The 21,215-nt window shown below is 61.8% G+C and carries 23 protein-coding genes, 1 rRNA gene and 1 pseudogene; 15 read left to right on the forward strand and 10 right to left on the reverse strand.

Going from position 1 to position 21,215, the window contains the following annotated elements; genetic code table 11:
- The first annotated feature begins 9 nt into the window (after positions 1-9).
- Positions 10-273 (forward strand): MTH865 family protein, encoded by a 264-nt coding sequence (locus VI340_RS16490; protein ID WP_008311865.1) that lies wholly within the window; start codon positions 10-12, stop codon positions 271-273.
- 109 nt (positions 274-382) lie between these two features.
- On the opposite strand, the gene VI340_RS16495 is transcribed toward VI340_RS16490, so the two are convergent.
- The 3 genes from VI340_RS16495 to VI340_RS16505 all read right to left on the reverse strand — a co-directional run bounded on the left by VI340_RS16495 (position 383) and on the right by VI340_RS16505 (position 2,953).
- Positions 383-580, reverse strand: a complete 198-nt coding sequence (locus tag VI340_RS16495) for a heavy-metal-associated domain-containing protein (protein WP_008311867.1) — start codon at positions 578-580, stop codon at positions 383-385.
- 462 nt (positions 581-1,042) lie between these two features.
- The gene (locus VI340_RS16500; RefSeq protein ID WP_336358778.1) at positions 1,043-1,477 is read right to left on the reverse strand and encodes a universal stress protein; all 435 of its coding nucleotides are present in this window, start codon (positions 1,475-1,477) and stop codon (positions 1,043-1,045) included.
- A gap of 120 nt (positions 1,478-1,597) precedes the next feature.
- Positions 1,598-2,953 (reverse strand): sulfatase, encoded by a 1,356-nt coding sequence (locus tag VI340_RS16505; RefSeq protein ID WP_336358779.1) that lies wholly within the window; start codon positions 2,951-2,953, stop codon positions 1,598-1,600.
- A 231-nt stretch (positions 2,954-3,184) separates the two neighbouring features.
- Here VI340_RS16505 and VI340_RS16510 point away from each other — a divergent pair, with 231 nt between their 5' ends.
- Positions 3,185-3,610 (forward strand): ribbon-helix-helix domain-containing protein, encoded by a 426-nt coding sequence (locus VI340_RS16510; protein WP_008311874.1) that lies wholly within the window; start codon positions 3,185-3,187, stop codon positions 3,608-3,610.
- Positions 3,611-3,675: 65 nt separating this feature from the next.
- Here the strand turns inward: VI340_RS16510 and VI340_RS16515 are convergent, their stop codons facing one another.
- Together VI340_RS16515 and VI340_RS16520 are read right to left on the reverse strand one after the other, a co-directional pair.
- A complete protein-coding gene (locus VI340_RS16515) occupies positions 3,676-4,749 on the reverse strand; it encodes an NAD(P)/FAD-dependent oxidoreductase (protein ID WP_336330122.1) in 1,074 nt (357 codons plus the stop codon).
- Positions 4,750-4,952: 203 nt separating this feature from the next.
- Positions 4,953-5,627: a ribonuclease HI family protein gene (locus VI340_RS16520; protein WP_008311878.1), complete on the reverse strand. Its 675-nt coding sequence runs from the start codon at positions 5,625-5,627 to the stop codon at positions 4,953-4,955.
- Positions 5,628-5,785: 158 nt separating this feature from the next.
- Here VI340_RS16520 and VI340_RS16525 point away from each other — a divergent pair, with 158 nt between their 5' ends.
- Both VI340_RS16525 and VI340_RS16530 read left to right on the forward strand, forming a co-directional pair.
- A complete protein-coding gene (locus VI340_RS16525; protein ID WP_336358780.1) occupies positions 5,786-6,994 on the forward strand; it encodes a PQQ-dependent sugar dehydrogenase in 1,209 nt (402 codons plus the stop codon).
- 188 nt (positions 6,995-7,182) lie between these two features.
- Positions 7,183-7,356: a hypothetical protein gene (locus VI340_RS16530; RefSeq protein ID WP_008311880.1), complete on the forward strand. Its 174-nt coding sequence runs from the start codon at positions 7,183-7,185 to the stop codon at positions 7,354-7,356.
- Positions 7,357-7,422: 66 nt separating this feature from the next.
- Here VI340_RS16530 and VI340_RS16535 read toward each other — a convergent pair whose 3' ends face one another.
- A complete protein-coding gene (locus tag VI340_RS16535; RefSeq protein WP_255518503.1) occupies positions 7,423-7,554 on the reverse strand; it encodes a hypothetical protein in 132 nt (43 codons plus the stop codon).
- Positions 7,555-7,647: 93 nt separating this feature from the next.
- On the opposite strand from VI340_RS16535, the gene VI340_RS16540 reads away from it, so the two are divergent.
- Positions 7,648-8,019 carry a hypothetical protein gene (locus VI340_RS16540; RefSeq protein ID WP_336358781.1) on the forward strand — a complete coding sequence of 124 codons (372 nt, stop codon included), beginning with the start codon at positions 7,648-7,650 and terminating at the stop codon, positions 8,017-8,019.
- Here the strand turns inward: VI340_RS16540 and VI340_RS16545 are convergent.
- Positions 7,964-9,205, reverse strand: coding sequence for an inorganic phosphate transporter (locus VI340_RS16545; protein ID WP_336358782.1), 1,242 nt, complete (start codon positions 9,203-9,205; stop codon positions 7,964-7,966). The genes VI340_RS16540 and VI340_RS16545 overlap by 56 nt on opposite strands.
- A 169-nt stretch (positions 9,206-9,374) precedes the next feature.
- On the opposite strand from VI340_RS16545, the gene VI340_RS16550 reads away from it, so the two are divergent.
- The 6 genes from VI340_RS16550 (at position 9,375) to VI340_RS16575 (ending at position 14,964) form a co-directional block, all read left to right on the forward strand.
- Positions 9,375-10,802 (forward strand): APC family permease, encoded by a 1,428-nt coding sequence (locus VI340_RS16550; protein ID WP_336358783.1) that lies wholly within the window; start codon positions 9,375-9,377, stop codon positions 10,800-10,802.
- A gap of 2 nt (positions 10,803-10,804) precedes the next feature.
- Positions 10,805-11,533 carry a universal stress protein gene (locus VI340_RS16555; protein ID WP_008311884.1) on the forward strand — a complete coding sequence of 243 codons (729 nt, stop codon included), beginning with the start codon at positions 10,805-10,807 and terminating at the stop codon, positions 11,531-11,533.
- Between the two features lie 440 nt (positions 11,534-11,973).
- Positions 11,974-12,651, forward strand: a complete 678-nt coding sequence (locus tag VI340_RS16560; protein WP_336358784.1) for an SCO family protein — start codon at positions 11,974-11,976, stop codon at positions 12,649-12,651.
- Positions 12,648-13,175 (forward strand): TlpA family protein disulfide reductase, encoded by a 528-nt coding sequence (locus tag VI340_RS16565; protein WP_336358785.1) that lies wholly within the window; start codon positions 12,648-12,650, stop codon positions 13,173-13,175. Before VI340_RS16560 ends, VI340_RS16565 begins: the two co-directional genes overlap by 4 nt.
- 1 nt (position 13,176) lies before the next feature.
- Positions 13,177-13,836, forward strand: a complete 660-nt coding sequence (locus VI340_RS16570; RefSeq protein ID WP_336358786.1) for a cytochrome c biogenesis protein CcdA — start codon at positions 13,177-13,179, stop codon at positions 13,834-13,836.
- A 117-nt stretch (positions 13,837-13,953) separates the two neighbouring features.
- The gene (locus VI340_RS16575) at positions 13,954-14,964 is read left to right on the forward strand and encodes a hypothetical protein (protein WP_336358787.1); all 1,011 of its coding nucleotides are present in this window, start codon (positions 13,954-13,956) and stop codon (positions 14,962-14,964) included.
- 205 nt (positions 14,965-15,169) lie between these two features.
- Here VI340_RS16575 and VI340_RS19880 read toward each other — a convergent pair.
- The 3 genes and pseudogenes from VI340_RS19880 to VI340_RS16595 form a co-directional block, all read right to left on the reverse strand.
- Positions 15,170-15,611 (reverse strand): annotated as a pseudogene (locus tag VI340_RS19880) (potassium transporter TrkG); the annotation flags it as partial.
- A gap of 83 nt (positions 15,612-15,694) precedes the next feature.
- Positions 15,695-15,817 (reverse strand): 5S ribosomal RNA (gene rrf, locus VI340_RS16590).
- Between the two features lie 213 nt (positions 15,818-16,030).
- A complete protein-coding gene (locus VI340_RS16595) occupies positions 16,031-17,356 on the reverse strand; it encodes a hypothetical protein (protein WP_336358788.1) in 1,326 nt (441 codons plus the stop codon).
- A 217-nt stretch (positions 17,357-17,573) separates the two neighbouring features.
- Between VI340_RS16595 and VI340_RS16600 the strand changes: the two genes are divergently transcribed.
- The 4 genes from VI340_RS16600 to VI340_RS16615 all read left to right on the forward strand — a co-directional run bounded on the left by VI340_RS16600 (position 17,574) and on the right by VI340_RS16615 (position 21,051).
- Complete coding sequence (locus VI340_RS16600) at positions 17,574-18,323, forward strand: ABC transporter ATP-binding protein (protein ID WP_336330113.1); 750 nt, start codon at positions 17,574-17,576, stop codon at positions 18,321-18,323.
- A complete protein-coding gene (locus VI340_RS16605) occupies positions 18,316-19,749 on the forward strand; it encodes a hypothetical protein (RefSeq protein WP_336358789.1) in 1,434 nt (477 codons plus the stop codon). Before VI340_RS16600 ends, VI340_RS16605 begins: the two co-directional genes overlap by 8 nt.
- Before the next feature lie 168 nt (positions 19,750-19,917).
- Entirely contained in the window at positions 19,918-20,151 is a 234-nt protein-coding gene (locus VI340_RS16610; protein WP_336358790.1) for a DUF2249 domain-containing protein, read from the forward strand.
- A gap of 66 nt (positions 20,152-20,217) precedes the next feature.
- Positions 20,218-21,051, forward strand: a complete 834-nt coding sequence (locus tag VI340_RS16615; protein WP_336358791.1) for a hypothetical protein — start codon at positions 20,218-20,220, stop codon at positions 21,049-21,051.
- Positions 21,052-21,215: the final 164 nt, after the last annotated feature.

Below are 21,215 nucleotides of genomic sequence, written 5' to 3' on the forward strand. Positions count from 1 at the left end.
GTCACCGGTATGACAGACGACACTGCCGAGCAGCTTAGAGCGGAATTAGAGGCGGTTTTCACCAGCGCAGAGTACCCTGTCGAGGAACCGATGGAACTGGTACCAGTTCTGCCGGACGGCCCGAGTACGACATTCGAAGCAGGGGATGTCCGCATCGGGGTGATGGATTTTGGCACAGAATACGCCGAGTATCAGGACTATCCTTACGAGACGGCTGCGGCCCTTATCGACGATCTGATGGCCGGCTTTCGGAAAGAAGGGCTGTTCGACTGAGCGGGATTTTCCTCACACCGCTTGACTGCGTGATGGGTATTCGCTACTTAGCAGTAGCTAACGAAGTCGTGTCGACAACAGCTACAACAGTATTCGCGGTGGGGCTGTCTCAGGTCTCTGCGTCGTACCCCGCGTCCTCCACAGCGGCGATGAGTTGTTCTGTGCTGACGTCGCCGTCGACAGACACCTGTTCGGCGTCTTTGTCGGCTTCAGCGCCTTGGACACCAGCGAGCGCCTCGATGGCCTCCTCGACGGTCTGCTCACAGTGACCACAACTCATCCCTTCGACGGTCAACGTCGTAGACATAGCAGTTTTGACGAAGGATGCGCAGAACTTCTGAGTTGCGACTTACCCGCCAGAACAGCACCTAATAATGACATCTGAATGAATATAGTTAAATTCAACAATTCATTACATAGTACTTCTATATTAGATTGTTACCAATACTTGGCTCTGTGCTCAACACAAGGGAGTATCGAACCCTTTCGGATTCACGCCCAGCGGCGCTCGGCCAGTCTCGCCGATAACGGAACTACTCTCAGCATCCGGTTCTGACCGCGCTACAGTAAGTACCGCCGAGGCGTGTCCGTGGCTCGCACAGCCGATTGGCAGCGGGTCTAGTCCAAGAGCGACGCGGCTGCTGGAACTTTTAAGCGACGGGTGATGGGATTGTCCTGGCCTGCTCAAGTCGCACCACGGTCCGTCGAGCCCGTAACAATCGCTACCGCTGGAGAACTGCTTGCGGCCAGTGTGTGACTACAAACTCTCCTAGTCCGACTCGGAAATGTCAACAGTGAGTACCGGAACGGACGACTTCGTGACGACCTTCTGCGCTGTGCTCCCGAGCATGTTCTTTTCGTACTTGTCTGCCTGCGTTCCCATCGTAATCAGGTCGATGTCGGCGTCAGTAACGTACGATACGATGCGGTCTGCTGGTTTTCCCCGCTGGATAGCTGTCGAGACCTCGATTCCTTCCTGTTCCAGCGTGCCTCGGACGACCGACGTGGCCTCTTCGCCCTCCGTTCGCAGGTTCTCTAGCACCTCGTCCTGCATCTCGTCATCCATCGACAGGAACGCTCGGTCGTCGACGACATACAGCGCGTGGACGGTGACATCCCGCCCGTCGGCAATGTCGATTGTGTGTTCCAGTACCTGCTCCATTGACGCACTCCCATCCGTTGGAACGAGAATATCGCTATACATCGTTCGTACAAATCAAGTTGTCACAAACATCCCTTTCGATTCTGTTCAGGCATCGCAAACACGGTAGCCGTACCACGATTGTGGCGGACGGTGCTCGGTGCAGGCCTGCGTGGCACCGACTTAGAGATAGCCGAGTCGCTCCAACCGCGACTCGAGGTCGACGTCGTCGAAGCCATCGATATCGTATTCTGCCATTTCGTCCTCCCCGGCAGCGAGTTGGGTGATTTCGAGCGTCTCACTTTGCTCTGCGGAGTCAGCGACAACGTCCGACGGCGGGCGGTCGATAGGCGTTCCGTCGCTGGGTTCGGACCGCCGGCCCCGTACGACCGCTTCGTACTCATCCTCTCCCCACGCTGCGCGCTTGTATACGGTGTCACCGGGTCCGTCCCGGTACACGAGCGACGCGGGCTGTCGGAACCGGTCCGGTTCGTCAGTGTACTGCTCGGCGTACTCCGCTGTCTGCCCGGTCGGTGGTGCCTGGTACGCAGTGGTCTGCCCGTCTGGTGCGACGAACCAGCCGGAGTCGTCCACTTCCCCGTCGAAGGCAGCCAACACGGCGTCAGGAAACCGCGACAGCGTCGCCAGGGACTCGATTCGCCGCCCCTCGGTCTGCCCCGGACCTCGGACGACCAGTGGGACGTGAAACAGTTCCTCCTGTGTCCCCATCCCGTGCATGACGGCCGGTGGCTCGGTGGCCGCCTGTGGCGGTTCTCCGAACCCGTCACCGTGGTCCGACGTGATGACGACCAGCGTGTCGTCTAAAACGCCGCGTGCTTCCAGGTCACCAATCACCTGCTCCAGAATAGCGTCAGTCTGTCGAATCGCGCCGTCGTACAGCGGTTCGAGTAGCTGCCCGACGCCCGGCGGGAGTTGCTCTCCGTAGACGCTCCACTCCCACTTGATCGGGAGTTCGTCGTGCATTCCCCAGTACAAGTCCGCACCCCACTCGTCGTAGGCGTCCCGTGTCGCGTACGGCATGTGCGCGTCCATCAGATTGAGGCACGCGGCCCAGGACCCCGTTTGCTCGTCGACCCACTCAGTCAGCTCGTCGGCGTACCAGAAGCCGTCGACACCGTTGCGTGTCTCGGACGGGTCGTCAACGTCTGTCGAATCGGGCCGTTCCGTGACGACGGTCTCGAAGCTGTCGCTGAGCCCGGACGGGTGAACCGTGAGATACGGGTTCTCCGTGAACACGCCGGTCTCGTAGCCTTCGTCGCGGAGGAAATCGAAGATTGTCTGGCCGGGTTGCAGCCGTTCGGTAATCCTGAGCGTGTGGCCCTCCGACGGAACACCGGTGAACAGACTCGCATGGGCCGGCAGCGACCAGCTCGCGGTTGTCCGTGCCTGCGTGTACACCGTCGCCTCACGACCGAAGGCTTCGAGAAAGGGGGTGGTTCTGCGTCGATGACCCAACAGCGAGGTGTTCGCCGCACGGACACAATCAAGAACGACGAGTAACACGTTCGGGCGACCCATTGTCTGGCTTTAGAAGGTGTCCACGGCAAAAGTATGTTCTGTAATCGCTATCTTTCACGACAGCACCAGTGACTAGCCCCGAGATCTTCTACCAGTACGCGTCTGATTTGTCTCTCGCCGCGATACAAGCCGCTCGCGATATTCTCACCACTTCGAGGCAGTTCGTCGCTGCTGGAGCTACGCTATGCTCTCAAGACGCACTGGGTCGGGCCTCGCGTGAGTATATTTTATATGGGTCGACAGTCTGGTAACAACAACGTGGTCAAATCGACGGTCCGGTTTCCCGAAACGGTGATGGACTGCGTCGAGGAGATGGTAGCGGAGGGCGTCTTCTCGAACAAGTCCGAGTTTCAACGCTTCGCCGTCGAGTACGTCCTTTCGGAGATCGAGGACTACGAGCCCGAAATGGTTGATTTCGACGAACTACAGAAAGAGGTCTTCCAGCACCAGCCGGCTTCCAGCGGGGCCGAGATGTCGCCGGAGATCAACGAGAACTTCTACGAGAACGCGGCGCGCGTCCGGCAGTTCGCGATTCGCGGTGACATCGAGACGGCAGAAGAGTACATCGACACTGCGTACCCCGTCACTGACCCCCGCTGTTTGCTCCTCGACGACTTGCTCGAACCCTACCGACAGCGCGAAACCGAAGACGAATAGGTCGTTTCCCGGAGCCGATACTCGGCTCCCTCGTCGCATCACCGGTTGAACTATTCGCCGGCGTGTCAGTCGTCGTCAGCGCGGGCCTCTGGCATTGCCTCCGAGCGTGGCCCGGCGGCGTGTCCCTCGTGTGCCAGCGCTGTCGCGAACAGTTCTTCCGAGACAGCAGGAACGTCCACGTCTTCGACCGCACCCTCGGACTCGATGTCGTCGACTGAACGGGGGTACTTCCTGAGGTCTTTGTGGATCGCGATGCCCGCATCAGCGCCCTCACCCATCGCGATCGGGATCTGGTTGTGGCCCGGCGTGAGGTCACCAACGGCGTAGACGCCGGAGACACTGGTCTCGCCGTGGTCGTCGACGGCTACCGTCCCGTCGTCGTTTCTATCGAGTCCCAGTTCGTCGGCCAGTTCCGCGTGATAGTCCGACCCGAGCATCGGGAAGCCGCCCTTGTACTCCCGAACGCTCCCGTCCTCGAACTCGTAGGCCGATAGCCAGCCGTCGTCGTCAGTCTGCTTGCCCGACAGCTCTGTATCGACGATCTCGACCGGGTGATTGTCGAGCATCGTCTGCGTCTCGTCGCTCCACTCGGGCTCCTCCCCGCGAGTCAGGATGTCCACGTCGTCGGTGTAGTTCAGCATAATCATCGCGACGTGGGCCGCGGCTTCGCCGGTCCCCATGACGAAGACCGGCTCGCCGACGAACATGAACGCGTCACAGTGGAGACACCAGTGGAGCCCTTTCCCGGTCCGCGGCAGCGGCGGGTCCGGACGCTCGTCGGCGAACCCGGTCGCCAGGACGACTCGCTTGACCGCCAGTTCGCCGTCGCTCGTCGTCACGGTGAACCCGTCCTCGTTCCCGTCGGTGAGCGGTTCGACCGACTCGACGAAGCCCCGCTCGTAGGTCCCGCCGTAATCCTGCACCTGTTCACGCGCTGTCTCCAGGAACTCGTTGCCCGAAACGTCCTCGGTGACCCCGATGACGTTGTGGGTATCGGTCATCATCGCAGCGCGGCCCCCACCGCGGTTGATGACAATCGTGTCCATCCCCAGTCGGGTGGTGTACAGTGCGCTCGTCAGCCCGGCCGGCCCGCCGCCGACAACGGCCACATCATAGTCGTACCGCCCTTCGGTGTACATTAACGTAATATACGTGCTCAAGGAATAAAAACAGCAGAACAGCGGCCATCTACACAGCAATTCGACGCTGGTGTTACGCTCCGCAAGCGATGCGAACGACAGGCTCGCTATAGTAGCCATTGAAAATCAATGCACACCTGATCGCACAACGGCAGTGCGATCAGTGGGTAAATCGTTTCAATTGTTACTATAGCATCCCTGTCTCACCCAGGGCCGAGGGCCGCGATGTCGGCCCCGACCGTCGCCTGTGCATCAGCCGGGTTCGGATCACTGTCGGCCAGATGCGTCCACTCGTGGGCGGGCAGCGCCGACAGGTGGTCAGTGATCGCTGTGCTGTACGGCGTCGCTTGCACAGTGCTCTCTTTGTCACCCCAGATGTGGTTGATAACAGTCATCGAATCGATGCGTATCTCGACCGACTCCGGGTCACACCGTGCCGCCAGTGCCCGCAGTCCGAGATGGAGGGCGGCGTATTCGGCGACGTTGTTGTTCGTCCGGGAGCCGACCGGACGCCCGAGTCGGGCAATCGGTGTCTCATCGGCCTGAATCACAGCACCGGCACCGGCCGGCCCGTTACTGTGTGCACTGCCGTCAACATAGAGCACTACCTGTGCCACGTCGGAGGTAGCCGAGCCCTGCTGTGACGGGGGCGGGCCAGATTCGACAAGCTCGTCGATTGCGGTCCGTATTTCATCGGCGGATGTCTCCGGGTCGAACAGGCCACCGTAGCCAGCGACGGCAGCATTGATCGCATCGATAGCGGGGGTGAGTTCGTATCGATACAGGGCCAGCAGCTCGTCGACCCGCGTCGCCAGCGGCGAGAGCGTCTCCGCTGGCAGACGCTCTCTCTCACCTGCTGGCTGATTGTGACGGTCCATCAATAATGCGTAGCTGCGGGTGGCTAAAAGACACTTCGCCGCGATAGGCGAGGGATGGCAGGATGCGTCCCGTGAGTACCGGCTACTGACGGGTCGGCGTTTCTGATGAACCAATCGGGACCGCAGTTAACAGCACCGCGACCGTAGCTGTGGCTACAATGGACAGACGGACGTTCCTCGCTGTGAGCGGGCTCACGGCCGCTGGAACACTCGCAGGCTGTAGTGCCCCCAGTGACGACCAGCAAGGGGACGGCGCGACAGCGACGGCTTCCGGACAGGCCGACGGTTCAGAGACGGCTGTCGCTGTCGAGACCGTCGCCGACGGACTCGAATCGCCCTGGAGTGTCACGCCGCTGCCTGACGGCTCACAGTTGCTGGTCACAGAGCGCGTCGGCCGCGTGGTGTTGGTCGATTCGGCCGACGGAACAATTACGCCTGTCACTGGCGCACCGTCGGTGTACGCGAGCGGTCAGGGCGGGATGCTCGATGCGGCGCTCCACCCCGACTTTCCGGACCCAGCGTGGGTGTATCTGACATATTCGAAAGCCAACGACAGTGGTGAGTCGGCGACACATCTGGGCCGTGGCCGTCTGAACGCCGCTGACGCGCAGTTCGAGACGTTTGAACAACTGCACGCTGCGGAGCCCTTTGTCGATTCTGACGGGCACTTCGGGTCTCGCGTCGTGTTCGGCCCGGACGGGTTGGTGTATGTGACTGTCGGCGACAGACAGTTCAAGGACTTCGGGCCCGACCACGTCGCTCAGGACAGGACCAACGAACTCGGGACCACACTTCGGCTGACGCCCTCGGGTGGGATTCCCGACGCGAACCCGTTCACCGACGACCCGGACGCGGTCGGTTCGATATTCAGCTACGGCCACCGCAACGCCCAGGGGATGACCGTCCACCCCGACACCGGAGCCATCTGGCAGACCGAGTTCGGCGAGCAGGACGGCGACGAGATCAACATCGTCGAACGGGGCGCTAACTACGGCTGGCCGGTCGCCGACGAGGGCTGTACCTACGGCAGCGGCGATCCGATCGGCGTCAGCCACGCGGAGCGCGACGACGTTGTTGCACCAGTGTATTCGTGGGACTGTGGGTCAGGTGGCTTCCCGCCCAGCGGCACGGCGTTCTACACCGGTGACGCCTTCCCGGAGTGGACCGGTGACTTGCTCGTCGGTGGCTTGGCCTCGCAGTATCTCGCCCGGTTCACCGTCGATGGGCGAACAGTCGAAGAAGCGACGCCCCTCCTCGCCGACCGCGGGTGGCGCATCCGCGACGTGGTGGTCGAGCCCGAAACCGGACACGTCCTCGCTGCAATCGACTCGTCGGACGCACCTATCGTGCGACTCTGCCCCGCCTGAATCGAGTGATTCGGCGACAACCGTGTGGGCTGGCGACCTGTGTCCGTAATTTGAATTAGTGTTGGAGCGATGCACCAACGGTGATCGGGGCCGTTCTGGTCCCATACTCCCACAGATCCCTATCGATCAGACTCGACCAGTGAGGCCGGTACCGCGCCATTTTTGCTTCTGAACCCGCTACACTGGCTGTGAACCAGACTGCGATTCTGCACGCCGCGTTCGGAGTACTGATCGTCGCAGGGTTCCTCGTCTCGGCACCTCTGAGCTATGGCCTCTACGGGCTGGGGGCTACCTGTTTCATCGCCGGCATCGTACTCGCACGGCAGGATAGCGATGGATCGGAAACCGCCGATAGCGTCTGATATCGGGAACGCGACATGGGGTCCGGTATCAGGATGAGACAGAGCGGTTTGCGGGGCTGTACTGCTCTACCGATATGAACGCCTGTGAGGGTAGTCGTCGGCGGGCGTCTCGGCTTCCTCGGTGGAACCGAGCGGTTCCTTGGGCTTGATCGGGTCGCCCGATTCGAGTCCCTTTTCCGCAAGTGTCCTTCTCCCCATGACCTCGATGATGAGTCGGTTGGCAGCTCACTGGTGATTGAACCGCTCCCTCTCGGGAGTAGCTATTATCGGTCTGACACCTGATGCCGAAGCATGGACCGGGGAACGCGGCTCATCGTCTATTATCTCGTCATCGTCGTCATCGTGCTCTCTGGGTTCGTGGTTCTCTACAACTACGGGATGGCTACGTGGGAGGGGCGGCCTCAGCCGTTGTACCGCTCGGTGGGGGTCATCGTTCAAACGGTCACCACCGTGGGCTACGGCGGGGACGCCCCGTGGACGAGCCCGCAGATGAACTCCCTCGTCTCACTCATGGCGCTCTCGGGACTCGTACTCATTTTCGCGGCCCCCCGGTGCTCGTGGTCCAAGTACTTCCCAAACCACCGACGGGGCCGGTCGGACGACTGGCTCACAGCAGGAGAGCGAAGAGGAGGTACGATCCGACGACAGACAGCGACGGCGTGAGGACCCAGAGAATGACGATTCGGCTCGTCGCTGCCGGATCGAACAGGTTCTCGGCGGTCAGTTCCTCGATGTCCTCCTCGCCAATGGCTGGGACTGATGGAGACGTCTCGGGGGTAGGGGACTCTCCGGCTGCGAGTTCGCCCACAGTTGGACCCGCTGGCTTCTCATCCTTGGTTGATGGGGCGGCGAGCGCGCCGGTACTGAGATTCGGCCCCGGCTTGGACTCGGACGGTGGCGTCGCGAGTTCCGTAAGCGTGACAGCGCGACTCGCTCGGCCCCACCCTAGACCGATGATACAGCAGGTCGTGCTCACCGCGAGGCTCGCCGGAATGCCGTAGTACGAGAGGACGGTGATGATCGTCGCACCGACGGAGGAGACGATGAGGGCTGCCAGAATCGGTAGGTCAGTAATGCCGTCGCCGACGGTTGCGAGAGTGCGTCTGGCGATGGTGAACCCACCGAGGCTGATGGCTGCGACTGCGAGGAGCACGCCCTGATTGATACTGACGGCCCCGTTGCCGACCAGCGGGGCGACTGCGTTCGCAGCGTTCGAGGCCCCCGCACTGAAGCCCATGTAACAGGCGATGGCCAGTACCAGTGCCGACCCGATGAGGTCGCGAGGGGACGCGTTTCTGTTGAATCGGACGCTGGGGAACCGGCCCGACCGGTCGATCTGTACCAACTGCCGTTCGAGGCGCGTAAACGACAGTCGAGCTTCGAGTTGCGGATAGGCGTACCGACCGATGGCCGCCCCGATGATGAGGCCGATGAGCGGGGCGACGATCCACGCGGAGACGATTGTAAACATCAACGCCTCGTTGAGCGATCCCGTCGCGAGTCCGAGCCCCACAATCGCCCCCACAGCCGTCATCGAGGTCGAGGCGGGGACGCCATACACGTTCGAGACCAGCAGCGAGAGACCAGTGAAAAACAGGACGCCGACACCGGCTACCGGGGTGAACTGTGCGGCCGGGACGATCCCCTCGCTCATCGTGACGATGACGTTGCGGCCGACTGTCCACGCTCCGATGAACGCGAACACGCTGAACAGTGCCGCCGCTGTTACCTTTCTGACCAGCTTGCTCCCGACAGCCGGCCCGAACGCGACGCCTGTTGACGAACCGCCGATGTTGAATCCCACGAACCCGGCGACGAGTAAGCCGAGGACGAGAAGCACCGAGACCATGAATATGATCCTCTACGGACCATTTCGGATACAGGCATAATGGCCTGTTCATCTGTCTTCGGTGCTGAGAGGTTTGATCCTGTACGAGGCTGCCGACCAGTGCTACCCGCGGCGTCGGTCACACATTCCCTCGGCGGTTTTATCCGACAGGTGAAACTATCCCTGTCATATGACTGACCAGCCTGTCGACGTCGAGCCGGGGGGCGAGAACGTCGCCGGTGAGGCACCCGCCGAGGAGCCGGAATCCGTCACCGACGACGCGGTCGTCCACGACGACGTCGAACTCGAACGGACTATTGGGCTCGTTGGCGGGCTGGCAATCGGAATCGGGACGATGATCGGTGCCGGAATCTTCGTGTTTCCAGGGCTGGCGGCCGCCAACGCTGGGCTCGCAGCCACGCTCTCCTTTGCGATCGGCGGCCTGATCGCGTTGCTTGTGGCGCTGCCGACCTCCGAACTCGCCACGGCGATGCCCCGGAGCGGTGGCGGATACTACTTCATCTCGCGGGGGATGGGGACGGCCTACGGCGCAATCGTCGGCCTCGGGCTGTGGCTGGGGCTGATGTTCGCTTCGGCGTTCTATCTGGTCGGGCTCGGTCACTACGCGAGCGCTGTGTTCGCCGAGCTCAACGTCGCGCTCCCGTTCAGTCCGGTCATCGGCATCGGGCTGTTGTTCGGGGCCGCACTGACTGCATTGAGTATCGGCGGCACGGAAAACACCGCGAAGATTCAGAACGTGGTGGTCGGGGTTCTCCTCGTCGTACTCACGGGCTTCCTTTCCTACGGTGTCCTCGACGCTGTTGGCGTATTCGGTGGCGGCACCGTGCCGGAGCAGTTTTTCTCGAAAGGGTACCTCCCAGTGTTGACGACCGCTGCGCTCGTGTTCACGTCGTATCTGGGGTTCGCCCAGGTCGCAACTGTCGCGGGTGAAATCAAGCAGCCGGGTCGGAACCTCCCGCTGGCGATGGTCGGCTCGGTCCTCATCGTCACCGTCTTTTATGTTGTCACGATTTTCGTCGCGACCAGCGCGTTCGGTGCTGATCGGCTGGGGGAGTTCGGGGAGACTGCGATGGTCGAAGTCGCCCGTGACTTCCTCGGGTTGCCCGGTGCGGTCGCGATCCTGGGTGCCGGGCTGTTGGCGACGTTTTCGAGCGCGAACGCGTCGATTCTCAGTGCCTCGCGGGCAGTGTACGCTCTGAGCCGCGATGCGTTGCTCCCCAGAAAGGCGAGCGAGGTCAACCTCCGCTACGGCACACCACACGTCGCACTGCTCTCTGCCGGCGGCCCGATCCTCGTCCTCGTCGCGACTGGCCGGGTCGAACTCCTGGCTGAGGTCGCCTCGTTCCTCCACCTGATTATGTACGGGCTGATGTGTATCGCCCTGATCGTGTTGCGCCGTCGGAACCCGGAGTGGTACTCGCCAAGCTATCAGGTGCCGGGCTATCCGGCGGTCCCGGTCGTGGGCGCGCTCGCGAGTTTCGGACTGATCGTCTTCATGCAGCCCGCGTCAATCGGTATCGGCATCGTGGTCATGCTCGCCTCGTATCTCTGGTACCGTTATTACGCTGGGGACGTGACACTCAAAGGAGACATCTGATTATGACGGACCGACCATCAATACTCGTTCCGCTCCGCGTGCTCGAAGGGGAATCGGTCCCCGAGGGTGTCCCCGAACTTCTCGCACACGCCCACGTTGTCCTGCTGGGGTATCACGTCATCCCGGAACAGACTGCTCCCGGACAGGCACGGATGCAGTTCGAGGACCGGGCCACGGAACGGCTCGATGACTACGAGGAGATGTTCGAGGAGGCCGGAGCCACTGTCGAGCGGCGGCTCGTGTTCACCCACGACGGCCAGAAGACCATCGACCGCATGATCGCTGAGCACGACTGCATGGCTGTCCTCGTTCCGAACGCGACGGGGCCGGTCGAAGACGTGCTGGTCCCAGTCCGCGGGGCCATCGGGGTTGACCGCCTCGCCCGTGTCGTCGCGAGTGTGTTCGGAGAGATGGACGCCGACGTGACGTTGTATCACGTTGCCGACGAAGACACGACGGACGACGACATCCAGACACTCCTCGGTGGAATGACGGACCGACTGGTGGAGTTCGGAATGGACCCGTCGACTATCGAGACACGGATCGACCGCGACCAGGATCCCCTCGACGCGATTGCAGACATAGCTGACTCGTTCGATACGGTCGTCATGGGTGAAACCGACCCGTCCCTGGCGACGTTCGTGTTCGGGATGCCTGCCGACCAGATCGCCGAGCGATTTCTCGGACCGGTGTTCGTGGTCCAGCGCGAACCCGCTCCGGAGGACGAGTAACTCAGCCAGTCGGCTGGGTGGTCGTTGGTGCATGATAGCCCTCCCGGGTTCAGTTCACTACCGACCACGGATAGACGCCTGCCACGCTCACGCTCCTGTCATCCCACGGTACAACGGGGACGACGTACTGCTTCAGTGGGAATCCGGAGACGCTGGCGACGGCACACAGCGAACGGCCAGACCCTTCAGGACGGACTGTGAACCATGGGTAGAGCGGGCCAGGCTGCAGGTGGTACACAGCCGCTTGTACGCTGTGATACATACTGCTAATACGAGGGCCGCCCCAGGCCTCCGGAGCCCGACCGGGTCCGGAAAACGTCTCTGTCACTGCGCTGTGGTCTTACCACTCTCACAGCCCGAAATAATGCGATAGCAGGCGAGAGAGGGTTTACGACAGTCACACCAGATTAGCCAAATATCCGAGGGCACAACTACTGCGTATGCGCCGACGGACGGTTCTCAAATCGACCGGTGCGGTTGGAACGATTGTTGGAGTCGCCGGGTGTCTCGGTGGTGGTCGCTTCGGGGATTCGAACCCCGATGTCGTCCTCGAAGAGCCCGACCGGGAGTTCGAAAGCAGCGACGTTCCGTATCCTGCGTGGGGCGAGCAGATTCCGGACGTGAGCGTCCCTGCGCCGGCCGAATCCACAGAGATTCGACTGCGCGACGTTGAAACCCCAGCCCTCCTCACGTTTTTTTACAGCCACTGCCAGACCGTGTGCCCCGTTCTCATCTCGACCCAGCGGAACATTCAGAGCCACGCACAGAACAACGGCTACGCTGATGCGGTCCGGTTCCTCCCGATGACCTTCGACCCCGCTCGTGACACTGCAGAACGACTCGGGGCGTACGCGGACGAGATGAACGTCGACGCCGAGAGCGAGAACTGGCAGTTCCTTCGGCCAGCGTCGAAGCAGCGAGCCAAGGATGTCATACAGGAACAGTTCGGGGTTGTGTTCCAGCGAACCGAACCTGAGGACATGGAGATGTACATGTTCACGCACACAGCACTGACGCTCCTGGTCAACGCTGATGGGTTCGTCGAGCGTGCCTACCGCTCGAAGTCGCCGGACGAAGAAACCATCATTTCCGACCTGAAGACGGTGAGAACCGCGTGAACCGCCGACAGGTCGTGGCGGCGATGGCAGGGCTCGGTCTCACCGGTGGGAGCCTGTGGGTTGCCCAGAACGGGCTGTCGGGTAGCCAGACCGGGAACACAGAACAGCTTCCGATCCGCGTGGAGACGCTAGATGCACACGGCTCGTCGGCGGGCGAGTCGGCTGTGCCGACCCCGGGAACTGTCACGGTGATCGACCTCTTCGCTACGTGGTGTGCGCCCTGTGACGACCAACTCCGGATACTAAACGCGATGCAGTCCGAGTACGCTGACGTGTCGTTCGTCTCAGTGACGAACGAGCGGCCAAGCGAGACACTGACGAGGGCTGACATCAGCGAGTGGTGGAACCGGAACGGCGGGGCCTGGACTGTCGGCCTCGACCCCGGCAGCGAGTTGCTGGCGGCACTCGGGGCGGACGGACTCCCGTACATCGCGATTACTGACGAGAGCGGGACCGTCCAGTTCGGCCACAGCGGACTCGCCGGGGAAGAGACGCTTCGAGACGAACTCGACGCACTGGTGTGAGATGACCGGAGTTGCCGTACTCGGGACACTCACGTTCGCCGCGGGCGCAGGCATCACGACGTTTTTCGCGCCGTGTGCGTTCCCGCTGCTCCCGGGGTATATCGGGTACTACATGAACGAGAGCGACCGAGATGTCGGTATGCTACCACCTGCCACCGCCGCTGCTGGTGGGGCACTCCTTGCGCTTCCCCTCGTCGCGCTGCTCGTCCTCGCACTCGGGCAGCCACTGAAAAACGCACTCCCGATGCTCGAACCGGTGATTGGACTCGGTCTGATCGCGTTCGGCGTCGCGATGCTCCTGAATCGCGAGCCCGAACTCCGCGTCCCGCTGCCGCAGCGACCGGCGTCGGTAACCGGATTCGGTGTGTTCGGGGCTGTGTACGCGGTCGCTGCGGCGGGCTGTGTCGTCCCGCTGTTCTTCGGTGTGGTGGCCCAGGCACTCGCGTTGCCAGCCCGGACAAGCGTTCTCGTACTGGCGGTGTACGCGCTCGGAGTCGCCCTTCCGCTTGTCGGCGTGACACTCCTTGCGGGTGTTGGCATCGGACTCTGGCGCACCGCGGGCACGCACCTGCAACGACTGCACCAGCTCGCAGCCGTCGTGATGATACTGGCCGGCTGCGGGCAGATTTACCTCGCAGTGTTCGAACTCGGCGTGTTGTAGGTTCAATCGAGTGCTGACTGGCCCCTCTCCAGCGAGGACTCGTGTGGCATTCGCACGGGGATACGCAGATTTACACCACAAGCAATTTATCGACATATTAACTACTTCGGCACAGCAATGCGTTGTTCCCGCCGCCACGCCCTCCGACTCATCGGCGCGTCCGGGGTCATCACCGCGACCGCCGGTTGTCTCAATCCCGGCAGTCTCGACAACTACGCGCTCATCGCCAGTGAACAGGACCTCTCATCAATCGGACGGCCGTATCTCTGGCCCGACCCGACCACAATTGATGCGACCACCAGGGTCGATTTTACTACCGAGACGAAACAGCAGTATACGTCCGAGCTGTTTAACACCGGCAGTGTCACCGTCCAACAGTGGCCGCTCGTCGGACGAGACCGATGGGGCAAAGACACGCGACCACGCCCAACGTTCCTTCGACAGGACGGGATCTTTTATGAAGTCCAAATCAGCGAGGAACAGCATCTCGAACGAGAACGCTGGCATTTCGCAGTCACACGGACTGACGAGACACCGCCAGACGACGCCACGGTCGAACGCACCCCCTTCGACCGCTCAACACAGGACGAACGCGTCGTTGAAGCAGCGCTCGACGCGGTCTACGCGGGCAACGATGGGTTTCTCGGCGAGCCTCAATTCGAAAACCTGCAGACCGTCGAGTATCACCACCACCTTGACGCCGAAGCCAGTGAGCTCGTCCTGTCGCCGCCGTTCGATTACATCGAGTACGAAGACGAATACTTTCGGCCCGTCACAGAGCAGCGGACGGTAACCGTCCCAGAATGGACGTACACTCTCGACGAAATCACGAACAATCGCGAAGCGTTCCAGGAGTACGCACGAACGGCGATTCTGGAACTCGATCTGAGTTCACTCGACCTCTCGGAATCCGCTCATGGCGTGATCGACGACGCGATCAGCGAGGAGCCTCGCCGCTACGAAGAGAGCGCACCGCCCTCCGACGAACTTGCGGAGGTTTTGGACGCGCTCGGCATCGCCGGTGACCTCCAGCCGATAGACAGCTACGACGACCGAGTCGACTTCCGGGGTGTCGTCGCCGAATACCAGGGCACAGTCTATCGGTTTAGTCTGATCGTGACACCCTGACTTGCGGTCGGCGGCTGAAACCCCTCGAGGTATTCACCCCATGTACCTGTGCAGCGAATCGCTCCTGTTCCAACACACCAGCCTCGACAGCACCTTCGACGAGAAGGTCGGGGTCGTCTGGAGAAAAGTCGGTGTGCGCTAGCGTTCTATTCCAGACCACGGCTTCAGATCAGCTATGATCGACACCCGAAACGCAAAACAGCAATCACCCGCGTCGGTACAGATCGAGTCGCTGTAGGACCGACCCGATCAGTACGGCGATGGGGATGATTTCGAGTCGGCTGACCAACATATTGAGTGTCAGCATGGCCTTCGCAGTGTCGGGCATCGCTGGCCCAGTGATGCCACTGCTGAGGCCGACGTTGCTCTGTGAGCTCATCACATCGAAAATGACGTATTCGAGTGGGTGAGCCGGTGAGAGAACGCGGAGTAGGACCGCAACACCGATGACGAGCCGTAATCCAGAGGATGAACACGACCGTCGCTTCGGTGTACTCGCGCTGTGCCTGTTCTTCGCTGAGCCGGCGTTCGCCGATCTGCAAGTACTTGATAGCGGTTGGCGGGCGGAACACGTCCCGTATCTACCAGACAGTACCCTTGACTAATGTTACCACGCAGATGAGTTTGAGGCCGCTGACTGTCGACCCCTGCGATCTTTTACACGTCTCCGGGACGAAAGACGACTACAGCGAAGTTGCGTCGCTCGTCAGTTCGTATGAATAGATATGAATGGTGGCGGCGAACCGGATTTCCCAGAGGCTCGCGCACTCCAGTACTCGCCGGAACGCTGGTGGGCTTATCTTCCGTGTTCGGGATGGGTACGGGAGGCAACCCCACCGCTGTGGCCGCCTACACAGGTTTTCCGGCAGCCACACTTATAAGAGTAGCTACTTGGAGGCGCTGTCGAAAAATGTTCCAGCATCCCAACCATAATACAAGATAGCACGGTCTGTCCGGTCGAACAAATCAGGGCACGGCTACAGTCCTGCCTACGTGACACGTCTATGTCAGTCTATTCGGGTCGAACCGAGGATAGTCCTTGCAACGACCCCAGCCAGCGAACTGGTCACAAGTCAGACGGTGGACTACCGAGCGAGACGCCGGCAAGGAAAATCGGCAGGCCGACGATAGCAACGGCGGCGGCGCTGGCTGTGACGACTGGGATGAAAAGCACGCCCAGTCCGAACGGCGTAGGCAGCACCGGGAGTACCGGTAGCATCGACAGTACGAACCCGATAGCGGCCGTTTTCATCGCTAGCCGACGGTTCCCGTGGCCGACTGCGTACCCGGCCGGGAGAAGCACGAACGCGGGTCCAAGAACTAACAGCGCCGACACCGGGGGCGTGAATCCGTCAGCGACGACCATCGGCGCTACCGCTATCGTCGCTCCCAGCGCGATGCCCGCTCCGACTACTGCACCGCCAACGACCGCACGATAGCTCGCACGCTCACGGACACGCCGCTGTGAAAGTGCGATTCCACACACGAACAGCGCAGTGCCACCACCGAACAGCGGTGCCGCTATCCCACCTAACCGCAAAACGCCCGTCGCTCCAAGCAGCGACAGGGCAGTCGCGAGCGCGCCGAAACCGGCGAATGCGACGCCCGCGGAGTCCCGGACTCGTTTGAAGTCCCAATCGAGCCAGGAGACCCCTCCGGCGGCAGCGCCGATCAAGAGGGTAAACACCGCTGCGGGGAGCGTGATGTATGCGAGCGCCTTCACCGCCATCACGGGACCGAGAAGTGTTCCGACCGCGAGGAGACTCAACACCGGCCCAAAGGCCGTGTCACGGGGGACGAACGTCACGACACGCCCGTCGTTCAGTTCGGTCATCGTCATCCGCTGGCCGTCGTCCGAGACGGTCGCGCCGTCGATGGCCCGCCCGACGCGCATCCCATCAGGGGCAATGACGACAAGCCGGTCGGCACCGAGGCCGTCGAGGTTTCGATACCCGTAAGCTTCAGTAAACTCGCCAGTGCGGACCGCCCCGCCGACAGACCCCTCGGCGAAGTCGGTCTCACGGTAGCGCAGCGTTATGACGCCGTCGCCGGAGACGTTCGCGCTCAGGAGCTCGGTGTCCCACATCGCTCTGTCGGCGATAGCGGTCCGGAGGCTCTCGTTCGCCCGGAGACGTGCAACCCCATCTGAGTCGGACAGGCGGTTGTGGACGACCCACGTTGCGCTTCCGTTGGCGTTGACGGCGACGGTAGCGTTGCTGTGGGTGACAGTGACCGAGACGCCGTGGGATTCGGCCGTCGATTCGAACGACTCGCCACAGGCGTCACACAGCGGCCGCGGCGGGGGTGCTGCCCCGGCGGGCATGGCGGCGGCAAGGAGCGGTGCACAGACCAGACAGAGGAGGGCGAGATGGCGGAGTCGGCGCGGGACCATATAACATATCTATCCTGTCATGTGTTAAGAGCCTTCGATTACTCAAACAACAGTTACACCAACACGGACGACGGGTGACTCTTCGACCAATACCGCTCTGACAATTGTACCGCCTTTTAGATGTACGTCTCGGCGAAACCATTGGTAGATTATCTGAGATGCTCTTATTCAGTATAACAGCTTATACCGACAGAACCACGATGGTAGGCAGAACGCCGTGACAGCAATCGAGATCGAGTCGCTCAGGAAGTCGTACGGCGACGTGACCGCGATAGCGGACCTCTCGCTCAGTATCGACGACGGTGAGTTCTTCGGGTTGCTTGGTCCCAATGGCGCTGGCAAGACCACGACAATGGAAATACTCACCGGGCAGCTTAGTCCGGACGGTGGACAGGCGGCGGTACTCGGTGTCGACCCAGCGACGCAGCCAACAGCGGTCCGTGAACGGGCGGGAATCCTCCCGGAGAAGGAGTCACCGCCGAGTTTCATGACGCCGCGCGAGTACTTCGACTTCGTCGGTGCTATCCGGGGTATGCCCGACCAGGCGGTGACCGAGCAGACCGACTCGTGGGCCGACCGCCTCGGCTTCACTGCCAAACTCGACACGCTGTCCTCGGACCTTTCGCGGGGCCAACAGCAGAAAGTGATGATCGCCGGCGCGTTCTTCCACGAACCGGACGTCGTGTTCATCGACGAACCGCTGGCGAACCTCGACCCGATCGTTCAGGAGCGGGTCAAGCGATTCCTGCGTTCGTATCGGGACGCCGGCAACACGATCGTCGTCACCACGCACGACGTAGACGTCGCCGCCGAACTCTGTTCGCGGGTCGGCATCATGTACGGCGGCGACCTCGTCGCCGACGTCCGTCCGGCGGAACTCGACGCCGACGTGACGCTCCTCGACGTGTTTCTGGACAACGTCGACGCAACAGTGGACCGGGGAGCCAACCCGCTGACACATGAGTGACGGACGGGTGCGCAGGGTGTTCGTCGAGATGCTCCGCGAGGAGTGGCGACTCCACAGCCAGCTCTTCGGCGGCAGTCACTTCTCCCTGTTTCCGGTGTTCATCTGCCTGCTCGTTGGCGGCGCAGCCAAGCTTCTCGCTGTTACCGGGACCGAACCGAAAACCGTGTTCGCCGGGCTCCACGCACTGGTGTTCGTCTTCGGTCTCCACACGGGGTCTCTCGGATTTGTGGGACGGGATGCCCTCCGGAACCTTCTCGGTGACGTGACGCTGCTGGTGTTCTCTGCCCGCACGCTCCCGCTGTCACAGAACACGCTGCTGGGGCTGTTCGTCGTCAAGGACAGTGTCTACTACGCAGTGCTGTTTCTGCTGCCGATCTCTCTGGGAACGGTGCTTGCAGTCCACGGCGTCGCCGGGCCCCTCTTCGTCGCTGCGACTGTCTCCCTCCTGTGGACGACCCTGGCACTGACGTTCGTCCTCGGGATGGGTACGACGATTGCGGCCCTCGGTCTCGTCGGCCGCGGCGTTCCCGGTCTGGCGCTACTTACCGTCCCACTCGTCGGAGTCGGTGCAGCGCTGGCCAGCGGTGTCGATGTCGTCTCCTACACCCCCTACGGCCTGTTTCTCGCTCAGACTCCCCTGCGGGTCGGCGTGACAGCGACCGTCATCCTCGGCGTCTTTCTGCTCGGGGCTCTCACCTTTGACGCGACCGCGCCTCGCTCTGCTCGAACAGTCGAACCGGCCTTCCGCCGGTGGTGGCGGCGGATCGGTGACCCAGTCGCAACGAAGAGCCTGCTCGACATCCACCGGAGCGCAGGCGGGTTCGGGAAGGTCCTCTTCTCGGCGGCGGTGCTGTTTGGTGTCACCGCCGCGCTGGTCGATTTCGCCGGCCAGATAACGGGCGTGCCACCGTCGACCGGAATCTCGTTCGGTGCGATTCTCGGGCTCTCGGGATTTACGACGTATAACTGGCTCACGCAATCCGACGACGTTACCCTGTACTTCGCCCATCCCCTCTCTGTGAACGCCGTTTTCGCGGGGAAGTTCCGGGCGTTCCTCCTGCTCGGCCCGCTGGTCGGACTCGCGTTCTACGGACTCGCACTGGCCTGGCGTGGCGGGCCGGTCGCCGAGGCGGTCGTCGGGGCCGTCCTGCTCGTCGGTGTCGCCTGCTACATCTTCGGCACCACCGTGTACCTCACCGGCCTCTCTCCGAACGAGTTCCTCTTCGACACGGCCCTGTTCGCTGTTTTCGGCGCGGCAATGGTCCTCCCGCTGGTCCCGATCCTCATCGCCGGGTTCGCCATCTCACCGCCGTCCGGGCCCCTGCTTGCCGCGCTCGGTGGGTCTGGTGGCGTCCTGGGCGCGATCGGCGTCGGCCTTTACCGTCGGTCGTTACCGAAGTGGTCGACGCGGTATCAGCAGGCCTGAACTGCAAAAGCAGCCGTCCGTGACGACGAATAGGACACAATCAACCGGAATGTATCGGTAACGCGGTCGACGTAACCGAATGCGGGCCCCGTGGTATCGCTGTCGGAGTCCTGCTCTGAATATATTCGCACAAAGGCTCTCTACGGCAGCTAGCGACAGATAGATCGCATGGCAGCACAGCAACTCGATCTCCGAGAGAATCCACCGCCGAAGCGTCATCCGAAAATCTTCGATGCGTTCGAGGAACTGGACAGCGGAGAGGCACTGACGATAGTCAACGACCACGAGCCGACGCCTCTTTATCACCAGATGGCTGCGGAGCGACAATCGTTCGACGCCGAGAACTACACTGTCGACCGCATCGGTCCGAACGAGTTCATCGCGACCCTCCCGAAGAAGTAGCGACAAACTCGGAGTCTAAGTCCCGGTTTCCGAATAGCTTTTATCGGGCAGTACTGGTACTTGGATATGGACCGCCGTACCGCGAGGCTACTGAACGGCGTGCTAGCGTTATGCTGTCTCGCGCTTGTCTTCGCCGCTGTGTATCCATTCAGTACTGCGAGCCCACACGCGGAAAATCCGGTTGACGAACGGTTTACCGTCCCCGAGTCCGACGAATACCGGGCGTCGGGAGCGATTGTCGCGGATAGTGAGACAGCGCTCGAATTCGAGGGCGCTGTGACCGCTGACGGCGGCCGCTACCTGTTCATTGACGAGGGCGATGTCCAAGCTGAACAGTATCAGGCGTCGCCGGGCGACCCGGTCTACAGCCGTATCGTCGTCGACGACGGCGGCAGCACCGACCGCCGGCGAGAGCAGATCCAGAGCGATACTGATCGGGAACTCCTCCGGGAAACCCGGACTGACGGGGCCGTCACGTTCATCGTCAAGCAGGAGTCAGAGGATGTGGCGGACGATGTCTCGGGAGCGGCGTCGGTAGTCGTCAGGAGCCTGTACATCGTCGAATACGAACGGGAGGCCGACACCGCCCAGGCAGCGACCGCCTACAGGCCGAAAAACGGCTGGTACGAGGGGAGGGAAACGTACCACGTCACCGGGGCTACAGGGACAGTGCGAACAATCGGTGACACGACTGACGTTCGCTCCGCGACAGTTACGTGGGACCTGACGAAGTCCGCGGGGACGTATGCAGAACTCGCCTTGGGCAGACTGGCAGGGAAGGCACCTGAAACATACGACCTCTCCTTCGAGTTCGAATCGGGCGAGACGACAGTGAATCGACCGGCGTGGGTCACCGACGCCCGTACTGAACGTAGCGGACAGTCACAGGACGCGTCGTAACGGCAGGGCTGTCGTGTACGGTCTGTATGGAGCCGCCAGCCCTCGGCGACCCGTTAAGAGTGAAGACTAAGCGCTGTAGAGACTGGGCTACAGGCAGTAGAGTAGAAAACTGCGGTCGGCTTCCCCTCCACGGGCTGAAAGTGCCACGTTCGCCGCGTGTATGG

It is taken from the genome of Haloarcula sp. CGMCC 1.6347 (genome assembly GCF_037078395.1).
Classification (GTDB): Archaea; Halobacteriota; Halobacteria; order Halobacteriales; family Haloarculaceae; genus Haloarcula; species Haloarcula amylolytica.

Coding starts and splice junctions, on each gene's coding strand:
- VI340_RS16535 (WP_255518503.1), bottom strand. CDS start 7,554: ATGGGGAGAAGGACACTTGCGGAAAAGGGACTCGAATCGGGCGACCCG.
- VI340_RS16505 (WP_336358779.1), bottom strand. CDS start 2,953: ATGGGTCGCCCGAACGTGTTACTCGTCGTTCTTGATTGTGTCCGTGCG.
- VI340_RS16520 (WP_008311878.1), bottom strand. CDS start 5,627: ATGGACCGTCACAATCAGCCAGCAGGTGAGAGAGAGCGTCTGCCAGCG.
- VI340_RS16495 (WP_008311867.1), bottom strand. CDS start 580: ATGTCTACGACGTTGACCGTCGAAGGGATGAGTTGTGGTCACTGTGAG.
- VI340_RS16500 (WP_336358778.1), bottom strand. CDS start 1,477: ATGTATAGCGATATTCTCGTTCCAACGGATGGGAGTGCGTCAATGGAG.
- VI340_RS16570 (WP_336358786.1), top strand. CDS start 13,177: ATGACCGGAGTTGCCGTACTCGGGACACTCACGTTCGCCGCGGGCGCA.
- VI340_RS16550 (WP_336358783.1), top strand. CDS start 9,375: ATGACTGACCAGCCTGTCGACGTCGAGCCGGGGGGCGAGAACGTCGCC.
- VI340_RS16525 (WP_336358780.1), top strand. CDS start 5,786: ATGGACAGACGGACGTTCCTCGCTGTGAGCGGGCTCACGGCCGCTGGA.
- VI340_RS16510 (WP_008311874.1), top strand. CDS start 3,185: ATGGGTCGACAGTCTGGTAACAACAACGTGGTCAAATCGACGGTCCGG.
- VI340_RS16540 (WP_336358781.1), top strand. CDS start 7,648: ATGGACCGGGGAACGCGGCTCATCGTCTATTATCTCGTCATCGTCGTC.
- VI340_RS16560 (WP_336358784.1), top strand. CDS start 11,974: ATGCGCCGACGGACGGTTCTCAAATCGACCGGTGCGGTTGGAACGATT.
- VI340_RS16605 (WP_336358789.1), top strand. CDS start 18,316: ATGAGTGACGGACGGGTGCGCAGGGTGTTCGTCGAGATGCTCCGCGAG.
- VI340_RS16545 (WP_336358782.1), bottom strand. CDS start 9,205: ATGGTCTCGGTGCTTCTCGTCCTCGGCTTACTCGTCGCCGGGTTCGTG.
- VI340_RS16555 (WP_008311884.1), top strand. CDS start 10,805: ATGACGGACCGACCATCAATACTCGTTCCGCTCCGCGTGCTCGAAGGG.
- VI340_RS16595 (WP_336358788.1), bottom strand. CDS start 17,356: ATGGTCCCGCGCCGACTCCGCCATCTCGCCCTCCTCTGTCTGGTCTGT.
- VI340_RS16575 (WP_336358787.1), top strand. CDS start 13,954: ATGCGTTGTTCCCGCCGCCACGCCCTCCGACTCATCGGCGCGTCCGGG.
- VI340_RS16515 (WP_336330122.1), bottom strand. CDS start 4,749: ATGTACACCGAAGGGCGGTACGACTATGATGTGGCCGTTGTCGGCGGC.
- VI340_RS16490 (WP_008311865.1), top strand. CDS start 10: ATGACAGACGACACTGCCGAGCAGCTTAGAGCGGAATTAGAGGCGGTT.
- VI340_RS16610 (WP_336358790.1), top strand. CDS start 19,918: ATGGCAGCACAGCAACTCGATCTCCGAGAGAATCCACCGCCGAAGCGT.
- VI340_RS16615 (WP_336358791.1), top strand. CDS start 20,218: ATGGACCGCCGTACCGCGAGGCTACTGAACGGCGTGCTAGCGTTATGC.